This is a genomic window from Glycomyces harbinensis (assembly GCF_900101745.1).
In the GTDB taxonomy this organism is placed as follows: domain Bacteria; phylum Actinomycetota; class Actinomycetes; order Mycobacteriales; family Micromonosporaceae; genus Glycomyces; species Glycomyces harbinensis.
In genome coordinates, this window is record NZ_FNAD01000023.1 from 57,979 (window position 1) to 75,275 (window position 17,297).

Annotated in this window: 13 protein-coding genes, 1 pseudogene and 1 riboswitch; of the genes and pseudogenes, 9 read left to right on the forward strand and 5 right to left on the reverse strand. The window is 73.0% G+C overall.

The window, feature by feature from the left end; translation table 11 throughout:
- Positions 1-84 precede the first annotated feature (84 nt).
- Positions 85-1,281 (forward strand): UvrD-helicase domain-containing protein, encoded by a 1,197-nt coding sequence (locus tag BLQ63_RS25825; protein ID WP_143015097.1) that lies wholly within the window; start codon positions 85-87, stop codon positions 1,279-1,281.
- Between the two features lie 129 nt (positions 1,282-1,410).
- Positions 1,411-2,676, forward strand: a pseudogene (locus BLQ63_RS25830) (MinD/ParA family ATP-binding protein); the annotation flags it as partial.
- Here the strand turns inward: BLQ63_RS25830 and BLQ63_RS25835 are convergent.
- On the reverse strand, positions 2,604-3,263 hold the full coding sequence (locus BLQ63_RS25835) for a TetR/AcrR family transcriptional regulator (RefSeq protein WP_177155113.1): 660 nt from the start codon (positions 3,261-3,263) through the stop codon (positions 2,604-2,606). The pseudogene BLQ63_RS25830 and the gene BLQ63_RS25835 sit on opposite strands and share 73 nt — an antisense overlap.
- 99 nt (positions 3,264-3,362) lie before the next feature.
- Positions 3,363-3,585, forward strand: a riboswitch (cobalamin riboswitch).
- Between the two features lie 82 nt (positions 3,586-3,667).
- Here BLQ63_RS25835 and BLQ63_RS25840 point away from each other — a divergent pair.
- The 5 genes from BLQ63_RS25840 to BLQ63_RS25860 all read left to right on the forward strand — a co-directional run bounded on the left by BLQ63_RS25840 (position 3,668) and on the right by BLQ63_RS25860 (position 9,755).
- Positions 3,668-4,993 carry a prenyltransferase/squalene oxidase repeat-containing protein gene (locus BLQ63_RS25840; RefSeq protein WP_091040421.1) on the forward strand — a complete coding sequence of 442 codons (1,326 nt, stop codon included), beginning with the start codon at positions 3,668-3,670 and terminating at the stop codon, positions 4,991-4,993.
- A 533-nt stretch (positions 4,994-5,526) separates the two neighbouring features.
- A complete protein-coding gene (locus BLQ63_RS25845; RefSeq protein ID WP_091040422.1) occupies positions 5,527-6,198 on the forward strand; it encodes a hypothetical protein in 672 nt (223 codons plus the stop codon).
- Positions 6,199-6,200: 2 nt separating this feature from the next.
- Entirely contained in the window at positions 6,201-7,352 is a 1,152-nt protein-coding gene (locus BLQ63_RS25850) for a CbiQ family ECF transporter T component (protein ID WP_091040423.1), read from the forward strand.
- A complete protein-coding gene (locus BLQ63_RS25855; protein WP_091040424.1) occupies positions 7,349-8,968 on the forward strand; it encodes an ABC transporter ATP-binding protein in 1,620 nt (539 codons plus the stop codon). The genes BLQ63_RS25850 and BLQ63_RS25855 overlap by 4 nt, the downstream gene beginning before the upstream one ends.
- A gap of 1 nt (position 8,969) precedes the next feature.
- Entirely contained in the window at positions 8,970-9,755 is a 786-nt protein-coding gene (locus BLQ63_RS25860; RefSeq protein WP_091040450.1) for an ECF transporter S component family protein, read from the forward strand.
- 30 nt (positions 9,756-9,785) lie between these two features.
- Here BLQ63_RS25860 and BLQ63_RS25865 read toward each other — a convergent pair whose 3' ends face one another.
- Positions 9,786-10,490, reverse strand: a complete 705-nt coding sequence (locus BLQ63_RS25865; protein ID WP_091040451.1) for a formylglycine-generating enzyme family protein — start codon at positions 10,488-10,490, stop codon at positions 9,786-9,788.
- Positions 10,491-10,637: 147 nt separating this feature from the next.
- Between BLQ63_RS25865 and BLQ63_RS25870 the strand changes: the two genes are divergently transcribed.
- Positions 10,638-10,985 (forward strand): DoxX family protein, encoded by a 348-nt coding sequence (locus BLQ63_RS25870; protein ID WP_091040425.1) that lies wholly within the window; start codon positions 10,638-10,640, stop codon positions 10,983-10,985.
- A 51-nt stretch (positions 10,986-11,036) separates the two neighbouring features.
- On the opposite strand, the gene BLQ63_RS25875 is transcribed toward BLQ63_RS25870, so the two are convergent.
- Positions 11,037-11,507, reverse strand: coding sequence for a carboxymuconolactone decarboxylase family protein (locus tag BLQ63_RS25875; RefSeq protein WP_091040426.1), 471 nt, complete (start codon positions 11,505-11,507; stop codon positions 11,037-11,039).
- Positions 11,508-11,600: 93 nt separating this feature from the next.
- The gene (locus tag BLQ63_RS25880; protein ID WP_091040427.1) at positions 11,601-12,482 is read right to left on the reverse strand and encodes a LysR family transcriptional regulator; all 882 of its coding nucleotides are present in this window, start codon (positions 12,480-12,482) and stop codon (positions 11,601-11,603) included.
- Positions 12,483-12,584: 102 nt separating this feature from the next.
- Here BLQ63_RS25880 and BLQ63_RS25885 point away from each other — a divergent pair, with 102 nt between their 5' ends.
- Positions 12,585-13,442: an oxidoreductase gene (locus BLQ63_RS25885; RefSeq protein ID WP_091040428.1), complete on the forward strand. Its 858-nt coding sequence runs from the start codon at positions 12,585-12,587 to the stop codon at positions 13,440-13,442.
- 306 nt (positions 13,443-13,748) lie between these two features.
- Here BLQ63_RS25885 and dnaE read toward each other — a convergent pair whose 3' ends face one another.
- The gene (dnaE, locus tag BLQ63_RS25890; protein WP_091040429.1) at positions 13,749-17,291 is read right to left on the reverse strand and encodes a DNA polymerase III subunit alpha; all 3,543 of its coding nucleotides are present in this window, start codon (positions 17,289-17,291) and stop codon (positions 13,749-13,751) included.
- Positions 17,292-17,297: the final 6 nt, after the last annotated feature.

Consider the following 17,297-nt stretch of genomic DNA (forward strand, 5'->3'; position numbering starts at 1 on the left):
TGAGGGCGGGTCGGATCCGGCCCGGGGGGTGCACATGCGGGAGCCGCTGGCTCGTGCGCGTCGCCTGTCTGCGAGGATGCAGGGGTGCGCCGTCCTGATGAACGCAGACAACCGCAGGTGGCGTCCCCGCTGTTCGAGCTCTCCGCCGACATGCGGACGACCGCCGAGCGGCGCCGCCGCTCCCACCGGTCCCACTCCAAGTACGACCGTGAAGTGGTGCCGATGCCCGAGCCCGCGCTGACGACGCGGACGCCGGACCCGTGGATGGAATCCGCACCCCTGCTCACCGGCATGGACGAGGTCGGCGCGGGACTGCTCGACTCACTGGACGCGATGCAGCGCGTCGCCGCCTCCGCGGGCCGCGGCCCCCTGCTCATCAACGCCTCGCCGGGCACCGGCAAGACGCACCTGCTCATCCGCCGCGTGGCCTACCTCGTGCAGGAGCTCGGCGTACCGGCCGGGCAGTGCCTGGTCCTGGCCGCCGCCGCGCCCGGCGCCGCCCGCATCCGCCGCGAACTGGGCACGCTCATGGGCCGCGAGGCCGCCTCGATCACCGTCGCCGAGTTCGACGACTTCGCCGCCGCGAGCCCGCCCGGACTGGGCCACCTGTTCATCGACGACCTTCCGCGCATGCCGATGCGCCTGTTCCGCCAGCTCACCGAGCGCCGCGGGCCCGAAGCGGACGTCACCGCGACCGGCGACCCCGACTCGGCCCTGTGCCCCGGCGACCCGGCCGCGTTCGCCGCGTTCTCCGAGCAGTTCACGCAGGCCCACGTCATGCGTCTGTCCCGCAACCACCGCAGCCCCGCCGCGGTCTTGGTCGCCGCCTCCCAGGTGATCGAGCCGATCAGCCGCGTCCCGGGCCGCCTCGTGCAGCCCGAGCGGCCCGCGCTCGAAGGCTCGGGCATCGGCCGCTACTTCGCCCTCGACCCCGACGACGAGAAGCGCTTCGTCGCCGACCTCACCGACCGGCTCGACGAGCTGGGCGTCGCGCCCGAGGAGCTGGCGGTCATCGGACCCGACGGCATGTCGGTCGCCGAAGCCGCCGACGGCGAGTTCCGCGTGGTGTGCCTCACCGGGATGACCGCCGAGGACTGGCCGAACACGGCCGCCGCGCGCCGCGAGCTCTACGTCGCGCTCGGGCGCACCAGGGACCTGGCCTACGTGAGCCACACCGGTACGGGCTCGCCGCTCCTGGCCGATGTGGACCAGGGCCTGTTCAGTCCTTTCGGGATGGTCCCGCGTCCGCGTTCGGGCCCTGAGCAGCCGCGACTGCTGTAGCCCGGTACGCACCGGCCACGCGGAGTTCCCACGCGACCACGAACGGATGGGACACAATAGTCGGGTAACCGCCGTCTCACGCTGGGAGTCCCGATGGAGCACACCGAAGAGGACACCGTGCCTCTGCACCGGCCCGACGCTCCAGGGTGGTCACCGTTCGCCCCGCCGGAATTGAACCGGCAGTACGCCGCTCCCCAGGAGCCGCACCGGCATCCGCCCGAGGCGGTCCGCAATCCGCGCAGCGGCGACCACGTCCCCAGCGCGCCGCCGCCCGCGGCGACGCCGATGCCCGGCGCCGAGGCCGAACCGGTCGCCGCCGATCCCGCCGCCCCCTTCATCCAGGGAAGCGACGGCTGGCCCGCGCCCCCGCAGCCGACGCCGCCGCAGGCCGCGCCGAACGGCCGGCAGCCGGACCGGCTGCCCGTGCCCGTCTTCCCCGACCACACCGGGGCCCTCGAACGCGTCGGCGTCACCGCCGACGACTTCTCCTCCCGCCGGGTCGTCCCGCCGCGCCCGCCCGTGGCCGAGACCGGCCTGCGCGGCGCGCTCCACCGCCTCAGCCTCGGCGTCCTCGCCCTCCCGCCCGGCCCGCGCGAGACGGCCCGCAACCGGGCGGTCGAGACGGTGCGCCGCAACTTCGGCGGGCTGCGCCAGATCACCGTCGTCAACCCCAAGGGCGGGGCGGGCAAGACCGTCGCGGTCCTCATGCTCGCCATGACCTTCGGCCGCCACCGCGGCGGCTACGTCCTCGCCTGGGACAACAACGAGACGCAGGGGACGCTGGGGATGCGGGCCCAGCAGGACTTCCACGTCCGCACCGTCCGCGACCTGCTGCGGGACCTCGACCACTTCCGGGGTCCGACCGGGCGCATCGGCGACCTGTCGCAGTACGTGCGGGCGCAGGGCGGGGCGATGTTCGACGTGCTCGCCTCCGACGAGTCCGCGACGGCCGGGGAGATGCTCACCTCGCAGGCCTTCGGGGATCTGCGCGAGGCGGTCTCGCGGTTCTACAAGCTCATCGTGGTCGACACCGGCAACAACGTGCGGGCGGCGAACTGGCAGGCGGCCATCGACGCGACCGATCAGCTGGTGGTGACCATGTCGGCCCGCAACGACTCGGCCGAGACGGCGGCGAGGATGCTCGACCACCTGGAGCAGACCGGCAGGCGGGACCTGGTGCGCGGGGCGGTGTCGGTGGTCTCGATGCCCGCCCACCGCAAGGACGTGGACCTGCCCGCGGTGCAGCGGCACTTCGCGGCCCGCACGAGGGCGGTGCTGCTGGCGCCCTATGAGAAGCTCCTCGACTCGGGGGAGCCGATCCGCTACGACTCGTTGAGCAAGGCGTCGTCGGGCGCCTGGCTGAGGATCTCCTCGGCCGTCGCCGAGGGGCTGTGAGCCGACAGGAGGTCGACCAGGCCCGCCGCGGCGTCGGCGAGGCGGCCGTCGTCCTCGTCGGCGTGGCCGATGACCAGCGCGCCCTGGATGAACACGAGGGCGGTGCGGGCCAGGCGGCCGGTGTCGGCCGCCGCGTCCATCTCGCCGCGCTCGACCGCCCGTGCCAGGATTGCGGCGAGATCGCGTTCGAGTTCGGTCCACGCCTCTTGGACGCGGCGCATCGTGGCCGGGTCGTCGGCCAGCTCGACGGCGGCGCGGACGACGAAGCCGCCCTCCTTGGAGTGGCGCACCACGACGTCGAGCAGGTCGCCCACGACCCGCGGCGCGTCGAGCCGCTCCTCCTCCACCTGATCGAGAGCCCGGCGGGTTATCGCGCGCAGTTCGGGTTCGGTGTCCTCTCTATAGCGGCCCAGGGCCGTGATGTAGAGCTGGTGCTTGGAGCCGAAGGCGGCGTAGAGTCCGGCCCGGTTCATGCCGGTGGCCGCCACGAGGTCCGACATGGAGGTCGCGGAGAAGCCGCGCTCCAGGAACACGCGTGTCGCAGCCCGCAGGACTCTGTCCAAATCGGCGTTCTTATTTCTGCTCACGTTGTGCACCGTATCGACACCCGGTGCTACGGGTCAATAACCGGAAGGCGGGAGTTCACTCGCGAGACGCGAGTGAACGGATGCACTGGGAGTACTCCCAGCTTGACACCCAGCGAAGTCACCCGCGAGAATGAGCCCAAACTGAACAGGCGCGAGGCGGGGGAAGTCCGGTGAAAGGCCGGCGCTGACCCGCAACGGTAGTCGCGGTTCGACGTCTTCAGCGAGCACGGTCGAAGCGAGCATGTCGAACGAATGCCGAGCACCCTTCAAAGCTCGGTCCACCCGCGTGAGCCCGAATACCCGTCTGCGCCGAACCCATTTTGTCAACGCCTGTCGTGGTCTACAGGCGCTTGCGGCGCCGCCGCCTGCCCGAAGACCCCACTCGCTCTAGGAAAGGTCAGGCAATGCGCCACCTGTCCGGTCGACTGCTGGCCGCCGCCGCGGTCGTGCCCATCTCCGTCCTCGCCTCCGCCGTACCGGCCCAGGCCCAATCCGAGACGTTCGACGCGCCCGCCCAGGCCGCCGCGAGCTGGCTCGTCTCCCAGTCCGACGGCACGTCCTGGTCCGCGGGCGACGTCTCGACCTCCCTGGACGCGGTCATCGCGCTCCAGGCCGCCGGGGTCGGCGGCGACCACGTCAAGACCACTTTGGAATGGCTGAACGACACCGAGACGCTCACGCCGTACGTGTACCCGGCGGTCGAGGGCGCGGCCGAACCGGTCCTGAGCGCGGGCTCGGCCGGGAAGGTCATGTACGCGGTCGCCACCGCCGGGGGCGACGCGACCGACTTCGCCGGGATCAGGCTCGCCGACGAGGTGACGGCCGCGCAGACCGCGAACGGCACCTATGGCGACGGGACCGCGCTGTCGACGGCGTGGGCGGTGCTCGGACTCTCGCGCACCGACGCCCCCGCGGGCGAGGAGGCGGCCGCGGGTCTCGCGGCGGTCCAGTGCCCCGACGGCGGCTTCAGCTTCGGCGACATCGACGGCGGGGACGACTGCGTCTCCGACCCGGACTCGACGGGCCTGGTCGTCTCGGCCCTGGCGACGCTCCCGGGCGACGCCGCCTCGACCTCGGTCGAGTCGGCCGTGACCTGGCTGGAGTCGGCGCAGGCCGAGAACGGCGGGTTCGACAACGGCTTCGGCGAGAACGCGAACTCGACGGCGATGGCCGCGCAGGCGTTCTTCGCGACTGAGCGCGCCGACGCGGCCGAGCGAGCCGTGGCGTACCTCCTGGAGCTCCAGTTCGACTGCGCCGGAACGGCTCCGGGCGCGTTCATGTACACCGACCCCGAGGACCCCGAGTTCGGCGAGGCGACGCGCCTGCTGGCGACGGCGCAGGCCATGGTCCCGGTGTCGGGTCAGAACCTCGCCGACCTCGACGCCTCGAGCATCGCGGCCGACGTGCCGGGCGACGCCTGCGCGGTGGCCGACGGCGGCGACGCGACCGAAGCGGAGACGGAGGCCGACGCCGACACGGCGGCGTGGCTGCCGTGGGCGATCGGCGCCGCGGTGCTGGTGCTGGCCGCGCTCATCATCGCGTTCGCCGTCAAGGCGCGCAAGAACGGTGAGAACGGCGCGGCCCCGACCGACCCGGACGCCCGTGCGGCCGACGTCGAGACGGACGCGCTCGCGACCGGCGAGGCCCCGGCGGCCGATGACGCGACCGGCACCGATTCCGGTCTCGACGACGAGCCGAAGGGCGACGAGCCCGGCCGGGACAAGCAGTAGCCGGGCGCATGATCCGCGCCGGGCGATCCGCGCGTAGCGCCCGCCGATTCGGCGGGCGCTACGCGCGCTTCACCGGGGCCGGCCTCCGGTCGGGACGCGGGCCGGGAGGCGATGTCGCACCCCGGTGGCACCCTGAAGACCGGGGGCCCGCGGCCCCGGCAACGCGATACCTTCGCGGTGCCCGCCGGGCGGCACGCCCCCTCGATGCCGCACCGCTGTGGCACCTTCGAAACCGGGGGCTTTCGCCACTGCCGCCCCGGGCCTCGCGGGGTGCCCGCCTGGCCCGGTGGGCCGACCGGGTCCTCGCGCCGCTGAACCTGCTGTGGCGCCCGCGCGCGCGGGCGCCGTTCCGGCACCTCCTCGCCGCGTTCCCCATGGCAGGCGCGAACCGCCCGGCGTCGAGGCGGGCCGGTTCCGCGGCGATCGCAGACGCCTGCAACGGCCGGACCCGCTGCCTCACGACGCCCGCCGAGGGCCGCGGTCCGGTGCCGTACCGGGCCGGTGTCCCGAGCAGTCGGCACCATGCGCTTCCGGTGCCCGCGGCGAGCCGCCGTCGAAGCCCGCGCCGGGCCGACGCCTCGGCGGTCGGGGCCGCTCGTGACGCCCGGCGCCGTGCGCTCGCGCCGAAGCGCCTCCGATCGGCCGGACTGTTCGCCTCGCTTCTCCCCGCGCTCGCGCTCGTGTTCGCGTCGGCCGTTCCGGCCACTGCGCAGGAGCCCTGCTCCGGGGTCACGGTGGTGGTCGACTTCGGTTCGCTCGCCTCCGATCCCGCGACCGGGTGCGCCGCCGATCCGGCCGACGGCCTCGACGCGCTCGTCCAGGCGGGCTTCTCGGTCACCGAGGTCGCCGCGATCCGCGGCATGGTCTGCCGCATCGACGAACTCCCCGCGACCGACTGCGGCGGCGCCCCTCCCGCCGACCGGTACTGGTCGTACTGGCGCGCCGAGGCCGGCGACGCCGAGTGGACCTACTCGGCCGTCGGCGGCGCCTTCGCCACGCCCGACGCCGGCGACCTCGAAGGCTGGGCCTTCGGCGACGGCGCCTCGCCGCCCGCGATCAGCCCCGCCGACGCGGCCGCCCCGGCCGCCGATGCCGATGCCGAATCCGACACGGGCGGCTCCCTCACCTGGCTCGTCGCCGTCGCCGCACTCGCCGTCATCGCCGGGCTCGTCATCTGGCGCCTGCGCCGCGACCGGCGCGCGTGACCATGTCCCCCGACGCGTCCCAGCGCACGGCCCCCGAAGCGACGCGGACCGTCCCGCTGCGCGCGCCCGGCCGCCGGGTCCACCCCGTCGCCTGGTGGGGCTGGGCGCTCCTGCTCGCCACCGTCGCCGGACGCACCGCGAACCCGTGGCTGCTGCTGCTCATCGTCGCCGTCGCCGGCCTCGTCGTGACCTGGTGCCGCGGCCCAGAGCCATGGTCGGACGCCTACCGGGTCTTCCTGTTCATCGGCCTCAGCGCCGTCGCGGTCCGCATGGCGTTCTACATCGTCTTCGGCGGCTCCGACGGCCCGACCGTGCTCGTCACGCTCCCCTCCGCGACCCTCCCGGAGTGGGCCGCGGGCTTCCGGGTCGGCGGCGCCGTCACCGCCGAGGGCGCCCTCGCGGCCGCCTACGACGGCCTGCGCCTGGCGACGCTCCTGGTCTGCGTCGGCGCCGCGAACGCCCTCGCGAGCCCGCGGCGGCTCCTGCGGTCGGTCCCGGCCGCCCTCTACGAGGTGAGCGTCGCGGTCGTCGTCGCGTTGTCGGTGGCGCCGCAGCTGGTCGAGAGCGTCGGGCGGGTCCGCCGCGCGAGGGCCCTGCGCGGCAACACCGGCCGCACCCCCGCGAACCTCATGCGCACCGTCGTCGCCCCGGTCCTGCACGACGCGCTCGACCGGTCCCTCTCCCTCGCCGCCGCGATGGCCTCGCGCGGGTACGGCCGCGCCGCGGGCGTCCCGGCCCCGGCCCGCCGCGCCACCGGCGCGGCCCTCCTCTTCGGACTCCTCGGGTTGTGCGCGGGCGCGTACGCGCTGCTCGGCACCACCACGCCGGCGCCGCTGGCCTGGGCGCTGCTCGCGGCCGGCGCCGCCGCGGCCGTCTTCGGGATCGCGTTCGCGTCCAGGCGCGTCCCGCACACCCGCTACCGGCCCGACCGCTTCAAAGCCGTGGACTGGGCGGTGATCGCCTCGGGCGCGGCGGCCGTCGCCGGGACCGTCCTCAGCGGCGTGTTCGAGCCCGCCGCGCTGTGGCCCGCGACGAACCCCCTCCGCGTACCCGAACTGCCGCTGTGGGCCGCGGCCGGCGTCGTCCTCGCCGCCGCCCCCGCGCTGCTCGCACCGTCCGCCCCGTCGTCAAAGCCGCCGAAGGGAACACCATGAGCACCGGGATCGCCTTCGAGCGCGTCTCCTTCGCGTACGAGGACGCGCTCGTCCTCGACGACGTGTCGTTCGACCTCCCCGAAGGCGAGTTCTGCCTGCTCGTGGGCCCCACCGGCGCGGGCAAGTCGACACTGCTCAAGACCGTGAACGGGCTCGTCCCGCACTTCACCGGCGGCACCATGCGCGGCGACGTCCGCGTCGCGGGCCGCGCCGTCCGCGGCGCCACCCCCGCCGACCTGGCCGACCTCGTCGGCTACGTCGGCCAGGACCCGCTGGCGGGCTTCGTGACCGACGAGGTCGAACTCGAACTCGCCTACACCGCCGAGCAGCTCGGACTCGCGCCCGCCGCCATGCGCAAGCGCGTCACCGAGATCGTGGACCTCCTCGGCCTCGCCGACGTGCGCGACCGCGCCCTCGCCCAGCTCTCCTCCGGTCAGCGCCAGCGGGTCGCGATCGGCGCGGCCCTGGTCGCCGGGCCCGCCGCGCTCGTGCTCGACGAGCCGACCTCGGCACTCGACCCGACCGCCGCCGACGAGGTGCTCTCGGCGCTCCACCGGCTCGTCCACGACCTCGGCGTCACGGTGCTCCTGGCCGAGCACCGGCTCGAACGCGTCGCCCAGTACGCCGACTCGGCGCTGCTCCTCAACGGCGGCAAGGTGACCGCGGGCCCGATCGCGGAGGTCCTGGCCGTCTCCCCGGTCGCCCCGCCCGTGGTCGCGCTCGGCCGCCTCGCCGCGTGGCCCGGCCCGCCGGTGACCATCCGCGAGGCCCGCAGGCACGCCGCCGGGCTGCGCGAGCGCCTCACCGGGCTCGAACGGCCGGCGATCGCCCCGGCCCAGGCGGGGCCGCCGCTGCTGGAGGCCCGCGGCGTCACCGTCGACTATCCCGGGGTGCGCGCGGTCGACGGCCTCGACCTCGCGGCCGGGCGCGGCGAGCGCATCGCCCTCATGGGCCGCAACGGCTCGGGCAAGTCGAGCCTGCTGTGGGCCCTGCAGGGCACCGGGAAGCGCTCGGGCGGGCGCGTCGCGATCGGCGGCGCCGACCCCGCCTCGCGCAGGCCCGGCGAACGCCGCCAGCTCGCCGGACTCGTCCCGGCCGAACCCGCCGACCTCCTGTACGCCGAGACCGTCGCCGCCGAATGCGAGGGCGCGGACGAGGACGGGCGGGCGCCGCGCGGCACGTGCGCGAAGATCCTCGACGACCTCGTGGACGACCTCGACGACGCGACGCACCCGCGCGACCTCTCCGAAGGCCAGCGCCTCGCGCTCGCCCTGGCCGTGACCCTCACGGCCGCACCGCCGCTGCTGCTGCTCGACGAGCCGACGCGCGGCCTCGACTACCCGGGCAAGGCCGCGCTCGCCGCGCGCCTGACCCAGCTCACCGCGGCCGGGCACTGCGTGGTCGTGTCGACCCATGACGTCGAGTTCTGCGCGGAGTTCGCCAGCCGCGTCGTGATCCTCTCGGACGGCGAGATCGTCGCGGACGGCCCGGCCCGCCAGATCGTGGCGGCGTCGCCGATGTTCGCCCCGCAGGTCGCGAAGATCCTGCCGGGGTGGCTCACGGTCGCCGAGGTCGCCGCGGCCCTGGAGGCGGACGGCGATGTCGCGGGAGGCTGAGATGGTCGCGGCGCCGCGCCCGGCGCTGCGGTGGCGGGCGGCGCTCGCGCTGGCGCTGGCGGCGGTGTTCGGGCTGGTCGCGATGTCGTGGCCGCTGCTGGCGGCCCCGGGCGGTGCGCTGACGGAGACGACTTCGGGCCCTTGGCTGTTCGTGCTGCTGCTGCCGCTGGTGACGGCGTCGGTGCTGATCCAGCTCGCCGACGGCGGCCTGGACGCGCGGGCGGTGGCGATGCTGGGCGTGATGTCGGCGGTGGTCGCGGCGGTGCGGCCGTTCGGGGCGGGTGCGGCCGGGGTGGAGACGGTGTTCTTCCTGATCATCCTGGCGGGCAGGGTGTTCGGGGCGGGGTTCGGGTTCATCCTGGGCTGCACGGGCTTGTTCGCGTCGGCGCTGCTCACGGGCGGTGTGGGCCCGTGGATGCCGTATCAGATGCTGGCGGCGGCGTTCGTGGGCCTGGGGGCGGGGCTGCTGCCGCGCACCGGGGCGTCGCGGGGCGGCCGGGCCGGGGAGTTGGCGCTGCTCGCGGGGTACGGGGCGGTGTCGTCGCTCGTCTACGGGCTCTTGCTGAACCTGTCGTACTGGCCGTTCGCGCTGACGCAGGGGAACCTGGCGTACGTTCCGGGCGGGAGTGTGGAGGAGAACCTGCCGCGGCTGGTCACGTACACGCTCGCGACTTCGCTGGGCTGGGACGTGGGGCGGGCGGTGACCACGGTGGTGCTGGTGCTCGCGACCGGGCCGCTGCTGCTGCGGGTGCTGCGGCGGGCGGCGCGGCGCGCGAACTGGGTCTGAGGCTTCGAAGCCGCCGCCGGCGCGCTGTCCTCAGGCGTTGCGCGCCAGGCGGAATCCGAGGTCGTCGATCTCCAGGACGGGCATGGTGCGGCGGCGCACGCCGGCCCGGCACGACCAGTGCTCGTCGAACCAGCCGCCGCCCTTGATGACCCGGTAGTCGCGGTAGACCTCCGGGTCGTAGACGTCGAAGCACCACTCCCAGGCGTTGCCGATCATGTCGTACAGGCCCCAGGGGTTCGGGAGCCTCCCGCCGCCGCGGTGCAGGCGCTCGCCGGAGTTGCCGCGGTACCAGGCGATCCGGTCGAGTTCGCCGTAGCGCGGCCCGGTGGTCCCGGCCCGGCACGCGTGCTCCCATTCGGCTTCGGCGGGCAGCCGGTATCCGTCGGCCGACCGGTCCCAGGCGATCCGCTCACTGCCGGACTCGGCGGCCGTCGGCGCGACCGCGCCGTCCCGAGCGCCGCTTTCAAGCGTGCCGGCCTCGAGTGGGCCGCCCCGGTAGGCCGGTGCGAGCCCGTCGCGTTCGGACAGGGCGTTGCAGCAGCGGACGGCGTCGAGCCAGGACACGTTCACCGCCGGGAGGGACGGGTCCCCGGCCGCCGGGCGTCCGGTCGCCTCGGCGTAGGTCCCCTGCGTGAGGTGTCTGTCCGACAGGAGGAACGGTGCGACCTCCACGGTCCAGCTCCGTTCGGTGCGCCGGTCGGTCAACGTCACGGACCCCGCCTCGATCGCCTGCATCGTCTCCACGGTCGAATCCTAGGCGCGGCCTCGCGGCGAACCCGGGTTCGTGACGCCGGACATGTTCGCGTCCCGGCTGTCACGTTCGCGGCGGCCGGGGGTTCAACCGGATGTCAGCGTCACCGCGAAACGAACCGGAGCCCTCCCATGAACACCGCCCACGTCATCGTCACGATCGCCGCCGCGCTCTGGGTGGGCTTCTCGGCCTACTCGATCCTCACGAAGGCCCCGTTCGTGGTCGAGCCGCTCACCGACTACGGCGTGCCGAGCTCGTGGTGGCCCTGGCTCGGCGCCGCGAAGGCCGCCGGGGCTCTGGGCCTCCTGGTCGGCCTGTTCGTCCCGGTCATCGGCGTCGCCGCCGCGGTCGGGATCATCCTCTACTTCACCGGCGCGGTCGTCACGGTCCTGCGGGCCCGCTCCTACAAGACCGTGGCCTACCCGGTCCTGTACCTGGTCCCGACCGCGGCCGCGCTCGTCCTCGGCGCCCTCGCCTAGCGGTGCGGACGGAACGGGCCCGCGCATCGCGCGGGCCCGTTCCGTCTGCGGCTACTTCGTCCACTGCTCGGCGAAGGACACGCCGACCTTCGGGTTCCCGATGAGGGCCAGCGGGATGAAGAATCCGATCTGGCCCAGGACCGCGGTGAGGACGACGAGCTCCTTGTCGCTGAAGTGCTTCGCGGCCTCGTCGAACAGCTCGTCGCTGACGCGCTCGCCGGACGGGTTCGGCGTGTGGACGGCCTCGGTCAGGGCGAGGGCGGCCCGCTCGGCGTCGGTGAAGTACGGCGAGGTGCGCCAGGTGGCGACCGCGCCGAGCCGCTCGGGGGTGTCCTCGGCGTCCAGGAGCTGGCGGGCGGTGAAGTAGGAGCTGCCGAGGATCTGGCCGACGCGCAGCTGCACGAGCGAGACGAGCGCCTTGGGGAGGACCCCCTCGGCGTTCGCCTTGTTGACGGCGGCGGCGATCTCGCCGACGACGGGCAGGTGCTGGACGGGGTTGTCGAAACGCGGGTAGGTGCTCATGGCGGTGTTCCTCTCTCGTTCTCTCTCACCGCCATGACGGATGCCGGGCCGCGGACGTGACCGCCCCCGAGCCCCGGGTTGACGTGATGCCGGTCATACTCCGGCGAGTTCGCGGACGACCTCGGCGAAACCGCGGACCAGGGGCGTCTCGGCGCCGACGGGCCAGGCGAGGACGACGCGCAGCGGCTCGACGTCGTCGATCGGGACCCACGCCAGGTCGGGCCGGGCGTAGTACGCGGCCATGCTCTGCGGCGCGATGCACACGGCGGTCCCCTCGGCGACCTGTTCGAGCATCTCCTCGACGTTGCCGTTCTTCGGCCCCCACAGGGGTTCGGACCCGTCGGGGCGCGGGTTGACCGCCCACCAGTCGACCCACTCGCGCGGCGCGTCCTCCGTCCACATGAGGGGCTCATCGTTCGTCTCGAGCACGCTGACGCCCGACCGGCCCGCAAGGTGGTGGCCGACGGCGAGGCCGACCACGCGCGGCTCGGTGTAGACCAGGACGGTGCGCATCCCGTCGAGATCGGCCGGGAGCCACACGAACGCGACGTCGACCAGGCCCTCGCGCAGGGCCGCGGCCTCCCCGCCCCAGTCGAACCGCTTGGGCTCCACGCGGACCCGCGGGTGCCGCCGCGCGAATTCGGCCCGGGCCCGCGTGGTCAGCTCGCCGGCGCCGCTGGCCTCGAAGCCGACGCGCAGCACCCCGTCCTCGGTGCGGCGGTGCCGCTCGGCGACCGCGACGACCCTGTCGGCCGCCGCGATCGCCTCGTCCGCGGCGCGCAGGACTTCGCGTCCGGCCGCGGTCGGCGCCACCCCGGCGGGCGTGCGGTCGAACAGGCGCACCCCGAGTTCGGACTCCAACCGCTTGAGCGCGTAGGAGAGCGCGGGCTGGCTCACGTACAGCGCCTTCGCGGCGCGCCCGAGGTTCCCGTGCTCGCCGATCATCGCCAGATACCGCAACTGCCGCAGCTCCATGCAGCGATCATAAGCCGCGCTTATGGCGTGGTCGAAGAACGGTATTGGACGCCCGCGCCGCAGCCGGGGGATAAAGGAGCGGACACCACCGAAGGGAACACCATGAGCGACAACCGCACCCGCACCGCCGAAGGCCGCGTCTGGCTCATCACGGGCACCTCCTCGGGCTTCGGCCGCGCCCTCGCCGTCGCGGCCCTCGAAGCGGGCGACACCGTGATCGCCACGGCCCGCAGGCCCGAGGCCCTCGACGACCTGGCCGCCGCCTACCCGGGCCGGGCGGTGCCCGTGGCCCTGGACGTCACCGACCCCGACCGCGTCAAGGCGGTCGTGGCCGAGGCCGTGCTCTGGTACGGCCGCATCGACGTCCTGGTCAACAATGCCGGCAGGGGCCATGTGGGCGCGGTCGAGGAGTCGACCGACGCCGAGCTGCGCTCGCTGATGGAGCTGCACTTCTTCGGTCCGGCCGCACTGGTCCGGGCGGCCCTGCCGCACATGCGCTCCCGGGGTTCGGGCGCGATCGTGCAGTTCAGCAGCATGGGCGGGCGCATGTCGTTCCCGGGCGTGGGCGCCTATTCGGCCACCAAGCACGCCTTGGAGGGGCTGAGCGCGGCTCTCGCCGCGGAGGTCCGGCCGCACGGGATCGACGTGCTCGTGGTCGAACCGGGCGCGTTCCGCACCGGCCTGGCGGCGGGCGGCCAGTCGCAGTCGGCGCCGATCGCGGGCTACGAGGCGACGGTGGGGCCGTTCAGGACCGCGTTCCCCGACTCGGACGGGACGCAGCCGGGCGACCCGGCGAAGGCCGCCGCGGCGATCATCGACGCCCTAGGGGCCGAGGAGATCCCGCTGCGGCTGGTCCTCGGCGCCGACGCGGCGGACGCGATCGGTGCCGAACTGAAAGCGCAGCAGGCGGAGTTCACCGCCTGGGAGCCGGTCGCGCGCGGCACGGACTTCGACGCGTAGCGGCGCCCAGCCCCGGTTCGACAGGAGCCACCGCCGGCGCGGCGGCTCGGCGACCAGGCTCGTGAGGGCCAAGGCGCTCAGGGCGGTCGCGGCCCAGGCGCCGATCCCGGTGTGAAAGCGGAGCACGGCGGCTTTGCGGCGCGCGGGCGAGGCCGCGCCGAGTTCGTGGACGGAGGTCACGGCGTCGGTCTTGGCGCAGCAGCCGCACACGACCGACACCAGTGGCCCAGGATGACCACGCCCGTTTCGGTGCGGGACACGCATGAAGGCCCGGCCGCTGGGAGGCGGCCGGGCCTGTCGTGTTCGCTAGCCGATGAGGGCCCCGGCGCCCAGGAGCGCCTTCAGGTCCGCGGACAACTCCACCGAGGGGCGCACGCGCCAGGCGTCGCCGAGCGCGAGCAGCGTCGTCTTGGGCCCGTTGGCGAGCTGGACGCGCACCTGCGCTTCGCCGCGGTGGGTCTTGAACGTGTCGGAGAGCTTCTCGATGAGCGCGGGGTTGACCGACGCGGCCCGCAGCGCGAGCGTGATCGGCGCCGAGTTCGCCTCGGGCCCCGTCGAGGTGTCGAGGACGGCGAGGTCCTGCGCGATGAGCTGCGCGGTGCCGTCGCGGCGGTCGAGCTTCCCCTTCACGCAGCACACGAGGTCGTCGGCGAGGGACTCGGAGACGAGCTCGTACGTGTTGGGGAAGAACCGGACCTCGATGGACCCGGCCAGGTCCTCCAGGGTCGCCGAGGCCCACAGCTTGCCCTGCTTGGTGACGCGCTTGGCGACGTTCTGGAGGATGCCGGCGACGCGCACGTTCGCGCCGTCGGGGATCTCCTCGCCGTGCAGGGCCGCGACGGGCCGGTCGGCGTTGGAGGACAGGAGCCGCTCGAAGCCGTTGAGCGGGTGGTCGGAGACGTACAGGCCGAGCATCTCGCGTTCGAACCCGAGCTTGTCGCGCCGCTCCCATTCGTCGTCGGCGATGGTGAGGTCGACCCCGAGCGTCTCGGTCGTGTCGTCCATCATGCCGCCGAACAGGTCGAACTGGCCGCGGGCCTCCTCCTTCTTGATGGACACCATCGCGTCGATGGCCTTCTCGTGCACTTCGGCGAGGCCCCGCCGGGCGTGCCCGAGCGAGTCGAACGCGCCCGCCTTGATGAGCGACTCGACGGTGCGCTTGTTGCACACCGGCGCGGGCACCTTCTGGAGGAAGTCCTTGAAGTCGGTGTAGGCGCCCTTCTCCTCGCGCGCCTCGATGATCCCGGCGACGACGTTCGCGCCGACGTTGCGGACCGCGCCCATGCCGTAGCGGATGTCCGTGCCGACCGGGTGGAACATGTGGCGCGACTCGTTGACGTCCGGGGGCATGACGGTGATGCCCATGCGCCGGCACTCCGAGAGGTACACGGCCGCTTTGTCCTTCGAGTCACCGACGCTGGTGAGCAGCGCCGACATGTACTCGGCGGGGTAGTTGGCCTTCAGGTAGGCGGTCCAGTAGCCGACGAGGGCGTAGCCGGCGGCGTGCGACTTGTTGAACGCGTACCCGGCGAAGGGGAGCATGATGTCCCACAGGGTCTTGATCGAGTCCTTGGAGTAGCCGTTGCCGAGCATGCCCGCCTCGTAGTCGGCGTACATCTTCTCCAGCACGTCGATCTTCTTCTTGCCCATGGCCTTGCGGAGCATGTCCGCCTGGCCCATCGTGAAGCCGGCGAGCTTCTGGGCGATGCGCATGATCTGCTCCTGGTAGACGATCAGACCGTACGTCTCCGAGAGGATCTCCTCCAGGGCCTCGCCGAGCTCGGGGTGGAGCGGGGCGACCTCCTGGCGCTTGTTCTTGCGGTCGGCGTAGTTGTTGTGCGAGTTCGCCGCCATCGGGCCCGGCCGGTACAGCGCGTTGACCGCGATGATGTCGTTGAACTCGGTGGGCTGCATGCGCTTGAGCAGTTCGCGCATGGCACCGCCGTCGAGCTGGAACACGCCCAGGCTGTCGCCGCGCGCGAGCAGCTCGTACGCCTTCGGGTCGTCCGTCGCGAGCGTGTCGAGGTCGATGTCCACGCCCCGGTTGAGCTTGATCGCCTCGATCGCGTCGCCGATCACCGTGAGGTTCCGCAGCCCCAGGAAGTCCATCTTCAGCAGGCCGATGTCCTCACAGGAGGGGTAGTCCCAGCCGGTGATGATCGACCCGTCGTTCCTGGCCCACATCGGAATGCAGTCCACGAGCGGCTGCGAGGAGAGGATCACCGCGCAGGCGTGGACGCCCGCGTTGCGGATCAGGCCCTCCAGTCCCAGCGCGGTGTCGAAGATCTGGCGGACGTCCCCGTCGTTCTCGATGAGGGTGCGGACCTCGCCGGCCTCCTTGTACCGGGGGTGCTCCGAGTCGAGGATCCCCGACAGGGGGATGTCGGTGGCGGCCACCGGCGGCGGCAGCGCCTTCGTGATCCGCTCGGCGATCGAGAAGCCCGGCTGGCCGTGGTGGACGCGCGCGGCGTCCTTGATCGCGGCCTTGGTCTTGATGGTGCCGAACGTGATGACCTGGGCGACGAACTCCTTGCCGTACTTCTCCGTCGCGTACGTGATCATCTCGCCGCGGCGGCGGTCGTCGAAGTCGATGTCGATGTCGGGCATGGAGACGCGCTCGGGGTTGAGGAACCGCTCGAACAGGAGGCCGTGCTCGATCGGGTCGATGTTGGTGATCTTCATGGCGTACGCGACCAGCGAACCGGCCGCCGAACCGCGGCCCGGGCCCACGTAGATCCCGACCGACCGGGCGTGGGAGATGAGGTCGGCGACGACGAGGAAGTACGAGGGGTACCCGGCGTTGATGATGACGTTCAGCTCGAGCTCGGCCCGCTCCAGGTACTCGACCGGGACGTCCTGGCCCGGGAACCGTCCCTTGAGGCCGGTCGTGACCTGCTCGCGCAGCCACGTCCCCTGGTCGTGGCCCTCGGGGACCTCGATGATCGGCATGCGGTCCTGGACGGCGAAGATCTCGTCGTACGACTCGACGCGCTCCGCGACCAGGAGCGTGTTCGCGCAGCCCTCCTGCCACAGCTCGTCGTTGCGGACCCCGTACATCTGCTCGGCCGAGCGCAGGAAGTAGCCCTCGCCGTCGAACTTGAACCGCTTCGGGTCGTCCAGCGTCGTCCCCGACTGGACGCACAGCAGCGCCGCGTGCGTCGACTTCTGCTCCTCGGTCACGAAGTGGGAGTCGTTCGTGACCAGCGGCGGAATGCCCATCTTCTGCGCCAGCTCGTACAACTCGGCCTTGACGCGGTTGTCGATCTGGTTGTCGTGGTCCATGAGCTCCAGGAAGAAGTTCTCCGCCCCGAAGATGTCCCGGTAGTCCGAGGCCGCCTGGTAGGCCTCCTTCGTCTGCCCGAGCCGGAAGCGCGTCTGCACCTCGCCCGAGGGGCAGCCGGTCGTCGCGATGATCCCCTCGGAGTGCTGCGCGATGAGCTCGCGGTCCATGCGCGGCTTGTAGTAGTAGCCCTCGAACGAGGCCATGCTGGAGAGCCGGAAGAGGTTGCGCACCCCGGCCGCGGTGCGCCCGAGCATCGTCATGTGCGTGTACGAACCGCCACCGGAGAGGTCGTCGCCGCGCTGGCTCGGCTCGCCCCAGAACACCGGCTTCTTGTGGAACCGGTCCTGCGGCGCGATGTACGCCTCGATGCCGAGGATCGGCTTGATCCCGGACTTCTTCGCCGCCTGGTAGAAGCCGAACCCGCCGTACATGTTCCCGTGGTCGGTCATCGCGATGGCGGGCTGCCCTAGCCGCTCCGCCTCTGCGAACAGGGGTTTGAGTTTCGCGGCCCCGTCCAGCATCGAGTACTCGGTGTGCACATGCAGGTGGACGTACTGATTCGACACGCTTCG

Bases quoted from the DNA above. Each gene is read 5' to 3' on its own strand.
- BLQ63_RS25870 (WP_091040425.1), top strand. From the start codon at position 10,638: ATGAACACCGCCCACGTCATCGTCACGATCGCCGCCGCGCTCTGGGTG.
- BLQ63_RS25860 (WP_091040450.1), top strand. From the start codon at position 8,970: ATGGTCGCGGCGCCGCGCCCGGCGCTGCGGTGGCGGGCGGCGCTCGCG.
- BLQ63_RS25840 (WP_091040421.1), top strand. From the start codon at position 3,668: ATGCGCCACCTGTCCGGTCGACTGCTGGCCGCCGCCGCGGTCGTGCCC.
- BLQ63_RS25880 (WP_091040427.1), bottom strand. From the start codon at position 12,482: ATGGAGCTGCGGCAGTTGCGGTATCTGGCGATGATCGGCGAGCACGGG.
- BLQ63_RS25875 (WP_091040426.1), bottom strand. From the start codon at position 11,507: ATGAGCACCTACCCGCGTTTCGACAACCCCGTCCAGCACCTGCCCGTC.
- BLQ63_RS25855 (WP_091040424.1), top strand. From the start codon at position 7,349: ATGAGCACCGGGATCGCCTTCGAGCGCGTCTCCTTCGCGTACGAGGAC.
- BLQ63_RS25850 (WP_091040423.1), top strand. From the start codon at position 6,201: ATGTCCCCCGACGCGTCCCAGCGCACGGCCCCCGAAGCGACGCGGACC.
- BLQ63_RS25885 (WP_091040428.1), top strand. From the start codon at position 12,585: ATGAGCGACAACCGCACCCGCACCGCCGAAGGCCGCGTCTGGCTCATC.
- BLQ63_RS25865 (WP_091040451.1), bottom strand. From the start codon at position 10,490: ATGCAGGCGATCGAGGCGGGGTCCGTGACGTTGACCGACCGGCGCACC.